This is a genomic window from Bacteroidia bacterium (assembly GCA_033391075.1).
GTDB lineage: Bacteria > Bacteroidota > Bacteroidia > J057 > J057 > JAWPMV01.
In genome coordinates this window covers 1,186,521-1,203,757 of the sequence record JAWPMV010000001.1, presented here as the reverse complement: position 1 = coordinate 1,203,757, position 17,237 = coordinate 1,186,521, and the positions used below count along the sequence as shown (strand labels likewise).

At 43.0% G+C, this 17,237-nt stretch carries 10 protein-coding genes; 1 reads left to right on the top strand and 9 read right to left on the bottom strand.

Going from position 1 to position 17,237, the window contains the following annotated elements; genetic code table 11:
* Positions 1–37: 37 nt before the first annotated feature.
* The 9 genes from R8P61_04780 to R8P61_04740 form a co-directional block, all read right to left on the bottom strand.
* Positions 38–1,423: a glycoside hydrolase family 140 protein gene (locus R8P61_04780; GenBank protein MDW3646347.1), complete on the bottom strand. Its 1,386-nt coding sequence runs from the start codon at positions 1,421–1,423 to the stop codon at positions 38–40.
* 108 nt (positions 1,424–1,531) lie between these two features.
* Positions 1,532–2,767 carry a mechanosensitive ion channel gene (locus R8P61_04775; protein MDW3646346.1) on the bottom strand — a complete coding sequence of 412 codons (1,236 nt, stop codon included), beginning with the start codon at positions 2,765–2,767 and terminating at the stop codon, positions 1,532–1,534.
* Between the two features lie 353 nt (positions 2,768–3,120).
* Positions 3,121–4,812 (bottom strand): serine hydrolase, encoded by a 1,692-nt coding sequence (locus R8P61_04770; GenBank protein MDW3646345.1) that lies wholly within the window; start codon positions 4,810–4,812, stop codon positions 3,121–3,123.
* Positions 4,813–4,861: 49 nt separating this feature from the next.
* A complete protein-coding gene (locus R8P61_04765; GenBank protein MDW3646344.1) occupies positions 4,862–5,674 on the bottom strand; it encodes an AraC family transcriptional regulator in 813 nt (270 codons plus the stop codon).
* Between the two features lie 77 nt (positions 5,675–5,751).
* Entirely contained in the window at positions 5,752–7,248 is a 1,497-nt protein-coding gene (locus R8P61_04760; GenBank protein ID MDW3646343.1) for a cryptochrome/photolyase family protein, read from the bottom strand.
* Positions 7,249–7,267: 19 nt separating this feature from the next.
* Entirely contained in the window at positions 7,268–7,414 is a 147-nt protein-coding gene (locus R8P61_04755; protein ID MDW3646342.1) for a DUF2256 domain-containing protein, read from the bottom strand.
* Complete coding sequence (locus tag R8P61_04750) at positions 7,411–8,880, bottom strand: deoxyribodipyrimidine photo-lyase (protein ID MDW3646341.1); 1,470 nt, start codon at positions 8,878–8,880, stop codon at positions 7,411–7,413. The genes R8P61_04755 and R8P61_04750 overlap by 4 nt, the downstream gene beginning before the upstream one ends.
* Entirely contained in the window at positions 8,877–9,995 is a 1,119-nt protein-coding gene (locus tag R8P61_04745; GenBank protein ID MDW3646340.1) for an FAD-binding domain-containing protein, read from the bottom strand. The genes R8P61_04750 and R8P61_04745 overlap by 4 nt, the downstream gene beginning before the upstream one ends.
* Before the next feature lie 100 nt (positions 9,996–10,095).
* Positions 10,096–10,545, bottom strand: a complete 450-nt coding sequence (locus R8P61_04740; protein ID MDW3646339.1) for a hypothetical protein — start codon at positions 10,543–10,545, stop codon at positions 10,096–10,098.
* A 732-nt stretch (positions 10,546–11,277) separates the two neighbouring features.
* Here R8P61_04740 and R8P61_04735 point away from each other — a divergent pair.
* A complete protein-coding gene (locus R8P61_04735; GenBank protein MDW3646338.1) occupies positions 11,278–17,184 on the top strand; it encodes a PKD domain-containing protein in 5,907 nt (1,968 codons plus the stop codon).
* Positions 17,185–17,237 lie beyond the last annotated feature (53 nt).

Genomic DNA, 17,237 nt, shown 5'->3' with positions numbered 1-17,237 from the left:
CAAAACCATTCGTCGCTTTCAATGCCAAGCTGGCAGCTTATAAAGGCATTCCAGGCCGAGGGTAGTTTTTGGCAATTTCATCTATAACCAATACCCAGTCCTGTCCTTTGCCACTGCTGGGAGGCTGGACCGAAAATCTCCGCGCTTCTGTAATGGTCGGTCCTTCAAAGGATATACCCGTTCGTGTATCATACCACCAGCTTTTCAAAGGCTTTGCGCCAAATGCCCGAAGATCAATTGCAGTTTCCTTGCCGGTAGGAATGTAGATCATGGCATAGGTACAATCTGTATCCCGGCTGGCGATCACATAATCATCGGTTTCCGGTTGGCCTATTGCGACCATAAGTTTATCAGGAATTCGAGATAAAAAAGGACGAGAAAGCATCAGGTTTTTCAAATGCTTTACCTGATGAGCCATGGGAAGATCCAAAGCCAGTGGCCAGGGCCGTAAAGGACCGTTTATCCCTTCCCTACCCTCTTTATACATTTGCCACACATCATGACAGCCATAGCTTTGACCAAATCCCCCTGCAAAAACATTCCAGTACATGATCCGACGTATATCTCCAGCTACACTATACCCTAGTTTCTTTGCCTGAAAGCAATTGGGATGCTCTTCATACAAGGGTTCAGCATCCAACACAGGTTTGACGAGTTCCAGCTGATAATCATGATCGATATTTTTATAGGTCCCCTGATTGGCACAATGCCCGCTTTGATGCATATTGAAATCCAGCCACTTCTCCTGATGAAACCAGGTGGAGGAACCTCCATATTTATTGGGTTGTGGATGAAAACTCATGAGGGTTTCCTCATATCCTCCAGCTGCCTCCGCTATGGCTTCTGCCATAGCATTCCAAATCGCTACATCCTGGGAGCCTTCTCTGGGATTTCGGTCTCCTCCTATGACCCAAATGATATTGTCGTAATCCTTATATCGCTTCCCGATCCATGTTCCAAAGACTTCAGCATTTTTTGGATTAAAAACTTCAGGACCTTTTCCCCAATTGTTTGTAAAGACTTTATCTCCCCAGCTCGGTAACAATGCGATATACATTCCTAATTCATCCGCCAGTTTAATAATATCATCAACATGATTGAAATAAGCAGAATTGGGAGTAGTAGGATCATTATTAAACAAAGGGAGTTCTCCCTCGGTATTGGGGACATTCAAACCATCTAGTTCTGCGAGTGCTACTGCCTGAATCACATTGAAACCCTGCTCAGCTCTTTTCCTCAAATACATTTCAGCCTCCTCTTTCGAACATCTGTGAAATAATTCCCAGGCGGTATCCGCTAACCAGAAAAAAGGCTTGCCGTCCTCTGTCACCAGAAAGCGCTTGTTTTCACTTACTTTCAGTTTTTGGGCCATCAATATATAGGGTAAACTTAGGAGAAGGAGAAAGATGATTTTCTTCAGCATAGGTCTTGTTTATTAGCTAAAGGAAATTATAAAAAATAAAGCCACCCCAAAAGGATGACTTTATCTTTACAAGCGTTTAGGCGAAATAGAATACTCCTGATTAAGCATTTATCGGGTTTCCACTTTACTATCTACAGTAAACTGTTTGCTCTTTCCATTTGAAGAGGATTTTCCATCCCGAAATTTGCTGAGGATATATTCCATCTGACGGCCCCCAGCTTCCCGTCCTCCCAAACCAAAGGCCAGGGCAATGGCTACCGCTACAGAACCTAAAGTAAGACCAAAAGCAAGGGTAACTATTTCATTGGCTATGCCCATCGTACGCAGTGAAATGGCTAAAAAGAGACCGAGAATGGCAATTCTTGCTATAGAAGCCAGAAAATTGTCTCCCCCATTATCCAGGGATTTGGCAGCTAGCTTACTTACAAAGTTTCCTATGACCAATACCAGCAGTCCGAAGAATATCTTACTGACCATGGCAAGTAGATTTTCCAGCATAGCTGCAAATTCAGGCATTTCAAGGTGGTTGACCGCGGCAATGATTCCTCCAAACATGAGGAAGAAAAATACTGCCTGTGAGATTAGGCCGGACATTTTCTGTTTTTCTCCTATAAGCGTAGTTAAGCCCAATCTTTCCGGCAACTGATTAGCCCCTAAGCTGGATAACAAATCCCGGAGCCAGCCGGTCACGAACCTGCCACCGATGTAAAAGACTCCAATTGTAAGGGCTGCTGCCAGGATATTGGGGATAGCATTGATGAAAGTAGAGAGCATCTCTTTGGCTGGTTCCGAAATGGTCTTAATTTGAAGAGCATCCAGAGATACAATCAAAACCGGGATGAAGACCAGCAGAAATACAATTCTTTTAGCAATAGTAGATAAGTCAATACTAGCAGAGAAACCGGCTTTGGCAGAAAGATTTTCCAGAAAGTTAGCTGCCAAATTTACCAGCTCTGAAGCAATGCTAGCAATTACATAACCAGCAAAACCGATAATAAGGGCAGCAACCAGATTGGGAATAAAACCCACAAATTCAGCTACCATTTGCTTGAGGGGATCCAGGACCTGGCTGACTCCCAGCATTTCCAGAACCACCATCAAAACTACGGTAAGTAGTACATAGTACACCAATTTGGAAATCATGCCAGCAGCTTTGAATTCCTTGCTGTTGTTTCGATTGATTCGTTCATCCAGGCCCGAGCGACTTATCAGTCTATGGGTCAATTTTCTAACTCCTCTGGCGATGAACCAGCCAATGAGAAGTACGATCAGAGCACCCAGAACTCCGGGAAGGAGTTCACCGATCTGCTCCATAAAGTTCGTCATGGTTTTTGTAACGTCCATTTTCTAGTTTTTTGATTTGGTAGATTTGAGTCGAATCAGGACGTCATGGTATACTTTTGAGCCCGGCCAGGAAGCAGAGTCACCCGATTTTGATTTGGGAAAATTGGAAAACAGGATAGAACGAAAATCATAATATATTGATTTTCAATTGATTATATCACAACAAAACAAAAAAGATCCTGAGAAAGCGCCTCATACTGAGTTACTTAGTCAGGATCTTTTCCCTATTTCAGCAATAGGATTTGCACCCCCTATTTTGAGAGAGCCTCCTAATTTTTATCTAAAATAAAATCTCTAAATTTTGTCACTTATTTAAGTTGGTGAAACCTTCCCTCCTCCAAATGATCAGATTTTCAGTCCTTCATTTGCTCCAAAACGGCTGGTAAAAGATAGTCCTCAATGATTTGTTCTGGCAACATAAAACGGCCGTTTCTATAATTTCCGGAAGCGATAGCAATCACCACTTCTAATTGAGGAATAACCGCTATGTATTGCCCTCCAGCTCCCCGGGCTTCAATAGAAGCATAAGACTTTCCCCCTACCTCATATTCCCGATGCCAAAAGAGATAGCCATATTGATTTTTGTTATTGGCATTCAAGAGTGGGCCATATTTTTGAAAGGAGCGCTCAGTCCATCCTTCTGGCAGGATTTCCGTATTGCCCCATTTTCCCTCATTCAAATAGAGTTGGCCAAAACTCAGCATATCCCTGGGCCGCAAATATACCCCACCCCCAAAATAGGGAATACCTCTTTCATCTGATTGAATGACGTACTGAGAGATTCCTAAAGGCTCGAAGAGTTTTTCGTCCATATACCATTCCAGCGGCAAGTCCACAAGCTGTTCTAAAATGATTCCCAACAAATAAGGATTTGCGGTTCCATAATATGCTTTGGCTCCGGACGCATTGATCATAGGCGCTTCTAATACCGTTTTTATCCAATTGGGAGAATTCTGATAAGTCCCTTCAGAAGCAGCTGAATTACGATCTATCCCAAAATCAATGGCATCAAGCCCGGAGGCCATAGAGAGAAGGGCGTGGATATCAATCTCACCTTTTGCATCTGTGCGGGTATATTGATACTCCTCAGGGACAAAATCATAGAGTTTTTGTTCAACTCCTTGTAGCAAGCCCTCTTTAATCGCTATCCCGATCATAGCAGAAGTCAAACTTTTGGAAGCCGAACGCTGGTCGTGAAAGATATCGGCATTGTGGCCGTAGAAATAGTTTTCATACAACAGCTTTCCCTCTTGCGCCATGAGAACCGCATGTGTATTCGGCAACTCCCCCGCATATATTTCATTTTCCATTTTGTCCAGATGTCCCGAAGAAATTGCGCTTTCCTTCTCTCCCCAATGATCTTTATATAGCGGCTTGCCAGGCTTTTGATCTGCTCTATTGCCTGTTGTAAAGGATTCTGCCATCGGACGGTAATCAATCTCCGTGAGTTTCTCTCCTGCAAGATGAAATTCAAGATGGATGTTCTCTTTTTGAATTTCTCCGCGAAAGGAGAGGCCAGTCTTCATATCCTGAAAGGAAACCTTGTTCCCTTCCCAGCGATAGTTTGCAGCCCAGGTTCCCGTAAATCTTCCATCCTGGAAAAAGGGATAAAGAGCTTTATCATTTTCTCCTTGCTCATACACCAAATAAGTTTGCATGGGACTTAAAAGTGAAGTCATCCAGATATCCCATTTTCCGGAATAGCGGTCTTTTTCCTCTTTTTTCAGGGGAATGTGATAAAAAAGGACACCTGACTTGATAAAAAGACGATAGCCCTGTTTTGATTTCTTTACTTCAGCATATAGTCCCTCTCCAAAATCTGCTTTTAAACGGCCATGCTCTATTTCTTTCAGCCGGGCAACTTTGCTCCAGTAGGCATTGGAGATGTGTAGCTGAGCTTCTGAGGAAAGGCTGAGTTTTAGCTTAAAGCTAAAGGCATCTGCCTCTTTGACTTCTCCTTGCCAATTGACAGAGAACTCTGATTGTGCTGAGCTGATTTGTAGGAGTGCTGTGAAAATCAGCAAAATGCTAAAAAGGTATTTCATGTTTTTTTATCAAAACTAAAAGCTGGAATCTGAGGAAAATTGTAAGCAGTTAACATTCTCGCATTTTTTTCCGATAGGCAGAAGGAGTCAGGGAATAGTATCGTTTAAATTGGCTGATGAAATGGCTTTGATCATAAAATCCACAACTGTATGCGATCTCAGTCAGGGAACTCGAGGACGAAAATAGAAGCTGACTCGCCTGGTTGAGTTTTTTAATCCGAAAATATTCCCCCAAACTCATTTGATAATACTTAGAAAAGGTTCGGGAAAGATGCACAGGGTGGACATTAAGACTCCTGGCCAAGGTACTCAGGTCGCCAGGTAAAGATTCCTCATCTTCTATTATCTCCTCCAACTTTTTGAGCCATTCTTTAGCCTTGCCTTTATTCTCTTCTTTTAGTTGCATTCGACCAAAAACCTCTACTAAATGTTGATCGATACTCAGGGAACTATAGGTATCCTGGATTTTGGATTCGAGGTACATGCGATAAAACAGCTGACGAATCCGGGGATCATGGAGCTGTTTACTTCCTTCTGAGGAGCAAGCTGAGAGTTCGTAGGTATGAAACCACTTCGCACTTAATTCTACATGAAATCCTCGTGTATGACTTGCATCCTTTAAATTATAGTGGCTGTCCTGGCTATTGTGAAAGACCAGCGATCCCGCATCCAGGACATAAGACTCTTTTTTATTGGCTTCGAAAAGTTTTCCTTTCAGCAAAAAAGTGAAATAGGCCTGCTCATGATAATGCCAATCTACTTTTTCATGGGTATAGGTGGTATCAGAGAGATTGAGCGGCCCAAGTGAATGTACTTGTTCATGCTCGCCATAATACTCTCCTTTGCTGAGTTTTCGGATCATGCCAGTATTGGTAGAAGTGATAGCTTATTCCAAAGAGATAAGAATCTGCCTAAAGTTGCAATGATCCGGGCGAAAATCTAAGTCCTCTTTTTACCCTCCAATTTGCTGAGAAAATCCTCTGCCTGTATAATCAAGTTCTGACGCTTTTCGTCTTCCATCTTATCCAAATTCCGGATCAACATCCCCAGCCGCGGATTCTTCGCAAAAAAATCCCGATGCACATGCATAAAACGCCAGAAAAGGGCATCCCAGATTTGTTGCCAATCACCTTTGCCATAATCACTCATTTTCTTCAGGTAATTGCTACCGGAGATATAGGGTTTGGTTGACATAAGTCCCCCATCGGCAAACTGACTCATGCCATATACATTGGGCACCATTACCCAATCATAAGCATCGATAAAAAGTTCCATAAACCAGCGATAGACTTCATCCGGATCAAATTCGCAGAGCACCATAAAGTTCCCTAAGACCATCAATCTCTCAATGTGATGGCAATAAGCCGTTTTCAGTACTTTTTTGATCGTGATATCAATGGGAGCAATCCCTGTTGTCCCCTCATAAAAGGAGAGAGGAATCTTCCGCTTAAAGCCCCAAAAATTCCTGGTCCTTTCATCCGAACCCCTGGCTTCATATACTCCTCGAATAAACTCACGCCAGCCAATTATCTGGCGAATAAATCCTTCTGTAGTATTGAGGGGAATGTCCTTCTTTTCAGCATATTCTAAAACTGCCTCTACGATTTCTCCCGGCTTTAGCAAACCCACATTCAGCATAGGAGTCAGCACACTATGGTGAAGGATACTTTCTGTAGCAACAATGGCATCTTCATAAGGCCCAAATTCCTCAAATCTTTGCTCTAAAAAGTCTCTCAGCCATTTTTGGGAGGATGCAAAGTCTGTAGGATAAAGGGGCACCTCTGCCAGTTCACCTGGATTCTCCGCAAACTGCCTTTCCACATAATTTACAGCCTCTTCATAGTAGGTATCAATAGGCGGAAACGCTATCTCCGGTGCCACCTTCTTTTTGGGATACTTTTTTCGATTATCCGCATCATAGCTCCATTTCCCTCCTTCTGGTCCTCTCTCTTCTGTAAGAAGTATGCCCCCTTTTTTTCTTTGCGCTATGTAGAATTTTGTTTGGAAATATTTCTTTTTACCCGGCTTAAAAAAGTCCTGTAGTTCTTCAGAGCTATTGAGAAAAAGTGGATTGGTATATATACTATATGTAGTCCCGCTTGCCGCAGCAGCCGTTTTTATATGCTTCTCCAGCCAATTATCCGTAGGATCGATGAAATGTATATGAGATATACCTAACTCAGCCAGGGCGGGAATCAACTCCCGAACATCTGAGATTTCTTCCTGCGCATGGATATAGTGCAGCTTCACTCCTTTTGCTTCCAAAAAGGCTGCATATTTTTTCATACTTGCCCGATGGAAGGCAATTTTTTGCTTATGGAATGCATACTGCTTAAAAAAGAGGTATTCCTCTACTATATAAACGGGATGCTGATTGAGCGGTAAGGGACTCTCTTCAAAAAGCTGGTGGGGAAATATTAGGTTTACTTCTTTCATTTCTTACGTTCTGGCTTCACTATCTTGTAATTGCCTTGTGTTTATTGCCCCGACATCTTTTGCTGCAATACTTTACTTCATCCCATACTTTTTCCCATTTCTTTCGCCAGCTAAAAGGGCGGCCACAAATGGGACATATTTTGGTGGGTAAGTCTCGTTTCTTCATGCTTTCCGGCTTGCGTCATTTCGGGTATGGGTCAGAAGGATTCTATTCATTTCCTTTTGTACCAAAGGATTGTCTCTATGTCCCCAGATTTTTTCCCTAGCTTTCTTTCCACTTTCTTCTAAATCAATCAAGGGAATGGGATAGTCTTTCCCCAGATAAAACTGATAGAAATCTTGCTCCATGGCAGTCATTTTCCAGGGCTCATGAATATGCTCTTTGGGAAGTTTGCTGAGTTCAGGTACCCATTTTTTGATAAACACCCCCTCCGGATCGTGATCCTTAGATTGCTTGATGGGATTGTACATTCTCACCGTATTCACTCCGGTAGTTCCTGCCTGCATTTGAAATTGCGGATAATGAATGCCCGGTTCATAGTCGAGAAACTGTTGAGATAAATGATAAACACCCGCACGCCAATCCTGATCAAAGTGATGGCAGAAAACAGAAACCAACATGGCCCTCATTCGAAAGTTTATCCAGCCAGTTTCATTCACACATCTCATACAAGCGTCCACCATAGGAAATCCTGTCTGTCCGGATTTCCAGGCATCGATAAGCGTCTCATTTTTCTCATGTTCCAGCGATTCATAGCCTCGATTGATGCAATGGGTTTCGTACTCACACTCCACCTCAAACTTCTGCATAAAGTGGCTCCTCCATTTCATGCGTTCCAAAAAGGAACTGTAGGCTTTATTGTGTTGTTTGAAATGGGGATGGCTGATGGTGAAATGCCAGGCTTGCTTTACACTGATATTTCCCCAGGCCAGATAAGGGGAAATCCGGCCACAAGACATCCGGCTATCAGCGGGTTTGGAAATATAGCGCATATAGTTTTTCCCCCGCCCTTTCATAAAAGAATTCAGATACTTCCAAGCATAGCTCTCCCCTGCTTGCTGAAAGGAGTCCGGATAGGGGTTCATCTCTTCTTCAAATTGTGAAGGAAGAGGGAAGGGATTCTCCCAATGAATAGATACAGGCTTATTGAAGGTATTTTCGATGGGTTTGCTCAGCATATTTACAACCCAATTCCTATCCCAGCCTTTGCGATTTTTGATTCCCCGCTGTACCCCATCTTTCTCACATTCTTCCCAAATTACTCCCTGCCCATCAAGCAGTTTTTTCACCGCTTTATCTCGCTCCCAGCTCAATTTTATTCCCGATTCCTGATAACTAAAAACCTTTTTTATCTCAAAGGCCGCACACAATACTTCAAATACCTCTATGGCTTCAGCATACAAACGAATGACTTTTCTCCCTTTGGCAGCCAAAGACTTATTCATCTCTTCAATGGAATGGTAGGTGAATTGAACATGCCTCAGAGAAGTATCAGGATAGTCAAGCAAATGAGGTTCAAATAAAAAGAGAATCACATAATCTTCCAGAGCTTTTTCTGCAGCCAATAATGGAGCATGGTCCTGCGTACGAAGGTCCCGTTTGAGCCAGACTATGTTGAGGGTTTGCTTCATCGATGCTTTAATTCTTTCTTGCATCGCTTCCAAAATCCAAAGAAAGAGCGGTAGTAGCCTTTTACTTCAAACATCCAGTCTCTACTTTCTTCTGTCCCCTTATAATGGCAATTAAGGGGATGCTCTTTATAGTAGATATTGGCTAATCCATAGTCTCTCAGCAATTCCCCGAACTCTCCGACATAGATTTGCAGAGCGGGAATATTTTCTCCCAATTTCAACATAAAGTCTATGCTTTTGGTCGATATGGGATAGCTTTCGAAATGGGAGGGCTCCAACAACAAAATACGATTGGTTGCCAGGTCCTTTTTCCAGAAAGGGTCCAGGTTATACCAATTATAAATCAGGTTGGGGAGTGAGGGATCAATATCGATTTTCTTTTGATGGGGTAAAGGAGTGATCAATTCTGGAATCAAGGTATCCGCTAATACCTCAGGCGTTTCCATAAACTGAAACTCCTCATAAGCGATATCCAGAAAAGTTCCCTTTTGATTGCTCTTCCAGTATTTATTGATGTTTTCCTGATTGGCTAGGTATTTCTTATTGCTATTCGAGCCGGCGACCCATTGCCAACTTAAAGCATTGCTCGCCCAATCTCCATCCAATAAATGATAGTACATCCACTGAGCCGGTACTTTCCAGTGGCTATGTCCCATATTACAGCTGATAGCAGCTATATACATGCGCATATGGTTGTGGAGATAGCCTTTATGATAAAAGTCCTCTATGGCCATATCGACTGCCTGGATTCCTGTACTTGCTTTTAGGAGAGCTACTGGAATTTGATAATTCTCTACTTCTGTCTGTGCGTGCCTAAGATCATCATTGATCTCCTCCCCTCTTTCTATCCATACCTGCTGCCAATAATCCCTCCAGGCCAACTCCTGGACCATTTTCTCAATGTCCCAGGGATTATAGCCCCTTTGCATCAGGCTATCAAAGACATATTTGGTGGAAATGACACCCCTGGAAATATAGGGCGAAAGGCGTGTTACAGATCCATCCTCAAAATTGCGGCTCTTACCATACTTTACAGGATCGATGCTTTCTACCTGATCAAGAATATCATCCAGTTTTGTGCTAAAGGATTGTTTATCGAGTGCCGGAGCTGTCAATTCTCTCTGCTTAGTTTTAATTCTGTAGATGAATTAATAACCCTGGAGAAAAGCAGATGTTTAAGAGAAAAAGAGAATCTTTTGATTTAGCTCAGTTGAGCTAGGCTACTCTCAATGGGTGAAATTTATCCAGGACGATTTCTTCTTCTTTTAAGCCAGAAGTATCCGGATAACAGTTGAAGGGAAAATGATTTTTCTGCTTTTTTTCTTTTTTGGGGGAAGGATCAAATTGTAAATGCCGGTTTATGAAATAGGAATAATTATCCCATCCATACGGTTCATTTCTGGAATGAGCAGTATCCGGCTGATTAAATTCCTGAAGTAAATCTCGAATATCAGAAGTATGGATAAAGTCTGTGCTAAAGGTAGAATCATAAGTCATACTCCAATAGTAAAGGCCACAAAATCCCGGACAACAATCCCAACGATAATTATCTAAACTGGCACAAGACATTGCAAGGAGAAAAAATAAGCTTGAAAAGAATCCTGCTTTCTTTCGACTTCCACCTTCTTTTTGTTCCTGAATATGCTGGCTAAGAATTTTTTTCATGGGAAATATTTCTCTGATTTTACGGTAAAAAAAAGACTTAGTTGATTTAGCCTACTCTCAATAACTACTTTTTTTTTCAGAATTTATCAAAATTAGGAGGCTGATTATTAGGCCTCTAGATTTGTTATGTAGAAATACTCTCCTTGCACAATTTGTAAAACCAAAGAGAAAGCTTTAAATTCGAAAATCAGAATTAAATAGATCGTAATACATTTCGATTTTTTCTACTAAAAATTCTGTCAAACCCAACAAATTTATTGATACCGTGCAAAAGACTCAGGGTCTTTGGTGATACTTGTGAATAATTAACCCATCACCTGTACGGACCGCTTTGATTTATTCAGCTGCAAAATTTTTGTCGCTGAAGACATGTGTATTATAGGCCTATGTAATCAAGGAAATATTACGAATGGCTTCTCATGATAGGTATGAAATATTCTCATTAAGCTATAACCTCTGTGTACTATTGATGATTGTTAGTTGACAAGAATTCAAGCTATCACAGAATAATGATTTTTTACTATAGGTCTTTTTTACGTTTTGTCGAATCTCCCATTCTCCTTTAAACTTGCTACTCAAGGAATAAGAAGCAGGAAAATTCCCTGGAAGGGAAAGCCTATGTCTTCTCCGATCATACATTCTCTAACCCCCTATCAGAATCTATTCATGAATTTCATTTTGAAAATGAAAGTGACTCACTTGTTCATTTTCTCACTATTGCTATTTGGCTATATGTCAAAGGCCTCTGCGCAAATTGGAGGTCCCAATGGAAGTGGACAGTGGAGTGGTATCATACAGATGCCCATTGTCCCAGTTGCTGCAGCCAACTTACCAGATGGAAAAGTATTGACCTGGTCAGCCTACGACCGTTTTGCCTTTGGTGGTAATCGAGGAAAAACATATACAGCCATATTTGATCCGGCAACAAATACTTCTCAAGAGTTGCTGGTTTCCAATACTCAACATGATATGTTTTGTCCGGGAACTAGTACCCTTCCTGATGGCAAGATTATCGTAACCGGTGGTAGTTCCAGCAATAAAACCAGTATTTACGATCCCTTTACCCAGCAATGGGTATCCGGAGCGGCCATGGTAAAACCCAGAGGTTATCACTCTATGGTTACTTTGAGTAATGGAAGCGTCTTTACGATTGGTGGATCATGGAGTGGAGGTGCGGGAAATAAGCATGGGGAAATTTATGAAAATGGTTCCTGGAGATTGCTTAATGGAGTACCTGTAAATGTGATTCTGGATGGAGCTACAGATCCTGCCGGCGTAGTAAAAAACGACAATTTCCCCTGGCTATGGCCTGCTCCGAATGGAAAAATCTTCCATGCAGGTCCTAGTGAAAAGATGCACTGGATAGATGCAAAAGGAAATGGTTCTTATAGCAATGCTGGAGCTCGTGGAGATGATGCATTCGCCTATGCAGGTACAACGGTCATGTATGACGCTGGAAAAATCCTAAAAACAGGAGGTGCAGCCAGTTATGGAGATGGAAGAGCTGCCTCGGGAACTACCTATATCATTGATATTACAGGCAATCAAGCTCAGGTTGAGAAAGTTCAAAACCTTGCTTATCCCAGAAATAAGCATAATACAGTTGTATTGCCGAATGGTGAGATATTAGCAATTGGAGGTTTGGGCGTAGCCAGAGAGTTTTCTGATCAACAGTCGCGTCTGATTCCAGAGATTTTCAATCCTTCGACCAAGAGTTGGAGAAGCCTTGCTCCTATGCAGGTTCCCAGAAATTACCATAGTATAGCCTTATTGCTTCCTGACGGTCGTGTCATGGCCGGTGGAGGTGGACTTTGCGGAGGATGCACCGTTAATCACCCGGATGTAGAGATTTTCAGCCCTCCCTATTTGTTCAACGCAAATGGAACTCTAGCTAGCCGTCCGACAATCACCAATAATCCTTCTCAATTTGCCAATAGCAATACAGAGATCGTAACGACCAATTCTGCGGTGAGCTCTTTCTCATTGATCAGATATAATGTTGCTACTCATAGTACCAACAATGATCAAAGAAGAGTAGGTATTTCCTCTACTGCTTTAGGGAATAACCGTTATGAGTTAAATATTCCAGATGTGAATACCCTCCCTCCCGGCTATTATATGCTCTTTGCTATGAATGCAAATGGTACACCGAGTGTAGCAAAGGTTATTCAGGTATTCAATGCTCCTGCCCCACCGGTCAATCCGGGAGGCAGTGGACTGACAGCTAATTATTTCAACAATAAAGACTTCACCGCTCCTGTTTTCAATCGGGTAGATCAGGTGATCAACTTCAATTGGGGGACGGGTTCTCCGGCTTCTTCTATGGGTGCCGACACCTATTCTGTAAGATGGGAAGGAAGTGTAGTAGCTCCCTATACAGGCACTTTCAATTTCTTTACAGAAACAGATGATGGAGTCAGACTTTGGGTAAATGGACAACTTATTATTGATAAATGGATTCCACAGGGGCCTACAGAGTGGTCAGGAAGTATAAATCTTGTTGCCGGTCAACAGACCAGCATAAAAATGGAATACTATGAAGAAGGAGGTGGGGCTGTAGCAAGACTCCGCTGGGCGGGTCCAAATACGACTAAGCAAATCATTCCTAAAGATTATTTGCTACCTAGAGGTAGCGTATATACTCCTCAAAAGCCTTCTGCAAATTTCACAGCAACTCCTACCTCAGGAGTACAGCCCTTAGCTGTAGCTTTTGATGCCAGCACATCTTCTGACCCGGATGGATCAATCGCATCCTATGCATGGGATTTTGGAGATGGTAATACAGCAACAGGAGTAACTGTTTCTCATACCTATACACAAACAGGAAGCTTTATTTCACAACTCATTGTTACAGATCAGGGCGGGAATAAAGACACTGCTACTCAAAATATAGAAGTAGGCACTCCACCCTTAAATCCCGGAGGAAGCGGCCTGACGGCCAACTACTTTAATACAATGAATTTTACCGCTCCTGCTCTAAGCAGAGTCGATCCGATAATCAATTTCAATTGGGGAACGGCTTCTCCTGATCCGTCTATGGACGCCAACACCTTCTCAGTAAGATGGGAAGGGGGAATTGTAGCGCCTTACACGGGTAGCTATACCTTCTTTACTGAAACAGATGATGGAGTTCGCTTATGGGTAAATGGACAAATCATAATAGACAAATGGGTCAATCAGGGAAGTACTGAGCATTCTGCTTCTATCAATCTGAATGAAGGAGAGCAAGTAAGTATCAAAATGGAATACTTTGAAAATGGAGGCGCTGCTGTAGCTCTTCTCCGTTGGTCAGGTCCTTTTATCAATAAACAAATCATAGCTAAAGACTATTTGTTCCCTGATGGTTCCTTATATACTCCCCAAACTCCTGTAGCGAGTTTAACAGCAAATCCTACAAGTGGAACAGCTCCTTTGGTGGTCAGTTTTGATGCTTCTGCCTCTGCTGATCCTGATGGCACAATTGCATCCTATGCATGGGATTTCGGAGATGGAACAACAGCAAGCGGGGCTACGGCTTCTCATACCTTCACCCAGGCAGGTACTTTTACTGTTAATTTGACGGTTACTGATCAGGGGGGAAATACGGATGATGAAAGCATTAACATAGTCGTAAGTGAGGCGCCTATTCCTCCCAATGCTTCTTTCACGGCAACTCCAACTAATGGAGAAGCCCCTTTGCCTGTAGCTTTTGATGCAAGTGCATCTACAGATAATACCGGAATCCAAAGTTATAGCTGGGATTTCGGAGATGGAAATACCGGGACAGGAGTTTCAACTTCCCATACCTATGCCTTAGCCGGCACCTATACAGCTACTTTGACAGTTACAGATCAAGGCGGTTTAACTGATAATGCCAGTGTAAATATCGTAGTAACTGAAGTGGTTGATCCACCAAGTGGGGATGAATGTTTTGTCGTCAGTGGAAGCCAGGAAGTATGGATAGAAGCTGAAAACTTCCATGCACAAGTAGCTGGTAGTGGGAATGCTGCCGCCAGCAATTGGGTTGTTTTTAATGATCCGGCCGTTTCCAGGGCTAAAGCGCTTAGAGCTGAGCCTAATAGTGGAGTTTATACCGGCCTCGATGTCAACGGACCCAGGGTCGATTATCATGTCTATTTCTCTCAGCCTGGTTCCTATACCGTATATGTGCGCGGACAGGGACTTAGTGGAAGTGATGATAGCTTCCATGCCGGACTAAATGGAAGTCCGCTAACCAATACAGCTGGATGGGGAATGATTGTCCCGACTGCCTGGACCTGGACAAATGAAGCCAATGATGCGCAGGCGATAGTGTTGAATATCCCTTCTGCAGGAAAATATACCCTCAATCTTTGGATGAGGGAAGATGGAGTGGCTATGGATAAAATTCATATTCTGCCTTCAGGTGGAGCTGCTCCGGCCGGTGCAGGTGCTTCGGAAAGTAGCACAGCTGATTGCGATAATGTAAGTCCTGTCAACTCCGCTCCGACCGCCAGCTTTAGTGCAAGCCCAACTTCTGGCACAGCTCCATTAGCCGTTAACTTTGATGCTTCAGCATCGACGGATGATAATGGCATCACTTCTTACAGTTGGGATTTTGGAGATGGGAGTCTCGGCAATGGAGTAAATACCAGCCACAGCTATACCAATCCCGGCCAATATGTAGCCGCTTTGACTGTTTCTGATCAGGAAGGGCTGACTAATAGCACTACCCAAAATATTCTTGTACAAAGCGCGAATAATGGAAATTGTTTTGCGGAGCTAAATGGACAGGTAGTAATTGAAGCCGAAGACTTCAGCAGAGTTAATCCCGGAAGTGGCAATGCTGCTGGAACCAGCTGGGCTGTTATAGGTGAGAGTGATGCTTCTGGTGCATCTGCAGTTGAAGCAGGACCTAATACTGGACTCTGGACAGGCCTTAACTTAAATGGTCCCAGATTGGACTATGACATTGAGTTCTCAGAAACCGGGATTTATTTCGTCTACATACGCTCTAAAGGACCCACAGGAAATGATGATTCCTACCATATCGGACTCAATGGAAGTGGCATTAGTAATCTCAGTGCTTTTGGCATGGGAGGTTCCGGCCCCTGGGCATGGCAAAGCATCGCCAATGATGATGAAGTCATGCAGCTTAACATCCAATCCGTTGGTAAGCAAACGTTCAATATCTGGGTAAGAGAAGATGGGGTTCAAATCGATAAAATAGTCATCAAGAAAGTCAGTGGCAATCCATTGGGTCAGGGACCAGCAGCTAGTCAGCAAAGTCCTTGTGGAGGCAATGCAAACCAGGCTCCTGTAGCCAGCTTCACAGCTACTCCAAGTACAGGAGCAGCTCCTTTGCAAGTCAATGCAGATGCAACAACTTCAACTGATCCAGATGGTAGCATTTCCAGCTATGCCTGGGACTTTGGAGATGGTAGTCAGGCTTCTGGTCAAACAGCCAGTCATACTTATACTTCCGTGGGAACTTATACACTCCGTTTGACAGTAACTGACAATGAAGGCCTGACCAATTCAAGTACACGTACCATCAATGCGACACCTCCCGCAAATGGGCCTCTTTGTTTTGAAGAGAAAAATGGCTCAGTAGTTATTGAAGCGGAGAACTTCAGTTCTACCAGTCCCGGATCTGGCAATGCCTCTTCCAATAGCTGGCAGAAGTTTACTGATATCAATGCTTCTAATAGCGAAGGCGTTAAAGCTATACCCAATAATGGGACCTGGACAGGCCTGAATATCAATGGGCCCAGATTGGACTACAAAATCCTCTTCCAAACTGCAGGTACCTATAGAGTATATATTCGTACACAAGGGCCCAGCAATCAGGACGACTCCTACCACATTGGATTAAATGGATCGGCTGTTTCAACGACTTCGGGATACGGCATGGGCTGGACTGGAAATTGGGGATGGGCAGATTTTGCGAATGATGACAACTTTGTTGAAGTAGTGGTTCCTAATACCGGGGAGCACACCTTCAATATCTGGATGCGAGAAGATGGAGTTGAGATTGATAAAATCGTGCTGAAAATTCAGCCGGGAACTCCCTCTGGACAGGGCCCTGTAGCCAGTGGCCAGCTAGCATGTGCCAGTAGCAATGGTTTCGCCAGCAATAATAAGAGCTTCTCCATGAAGGAAAGTGGTGGAAATGGCCAGATCAACTGGGGCAATTTCTTTGAAGAATTTAAAGACAATTATATACTCGAAAGATCCATTGATGGAGTTACGTATGAATCTCTGGAAAGCGACGAAATCATTGTGGATCAATTGCAAAACAGCCATACAGATCCTCAGATCAGACAATTTGGAGTGGGTGCAGTATTCTACAGACTCAGAATTAGAGATCATAGAGGGATAACCCGTGAAACCAGAAGAGGGGTATTGAAAGTCGGAAGCGAAGAATTACTCTTCAATTTCAAGCTTTATCCAAACCCCGCAACTGATAAGTTGAATCTGGAATTTGACAATACTTCTGGAAAAGCACTCAACTTAACTGTGATGAACAGTTTGGGACAAAGTATTTATACGGATCAGATTGAAGGGGATCAAACCGATGGCATGATCAAACTCGATGTATCTGACTATGCACAAGGGATCTACTTTGTGAGACTCTCTGATAATGATAAGAGTCAGATCGTACGGGTACTGGTCGAATAAGTAATGACCATAAGGAATTCCGGGTTTTACGAAGAATCGTAATGCCTGGAATT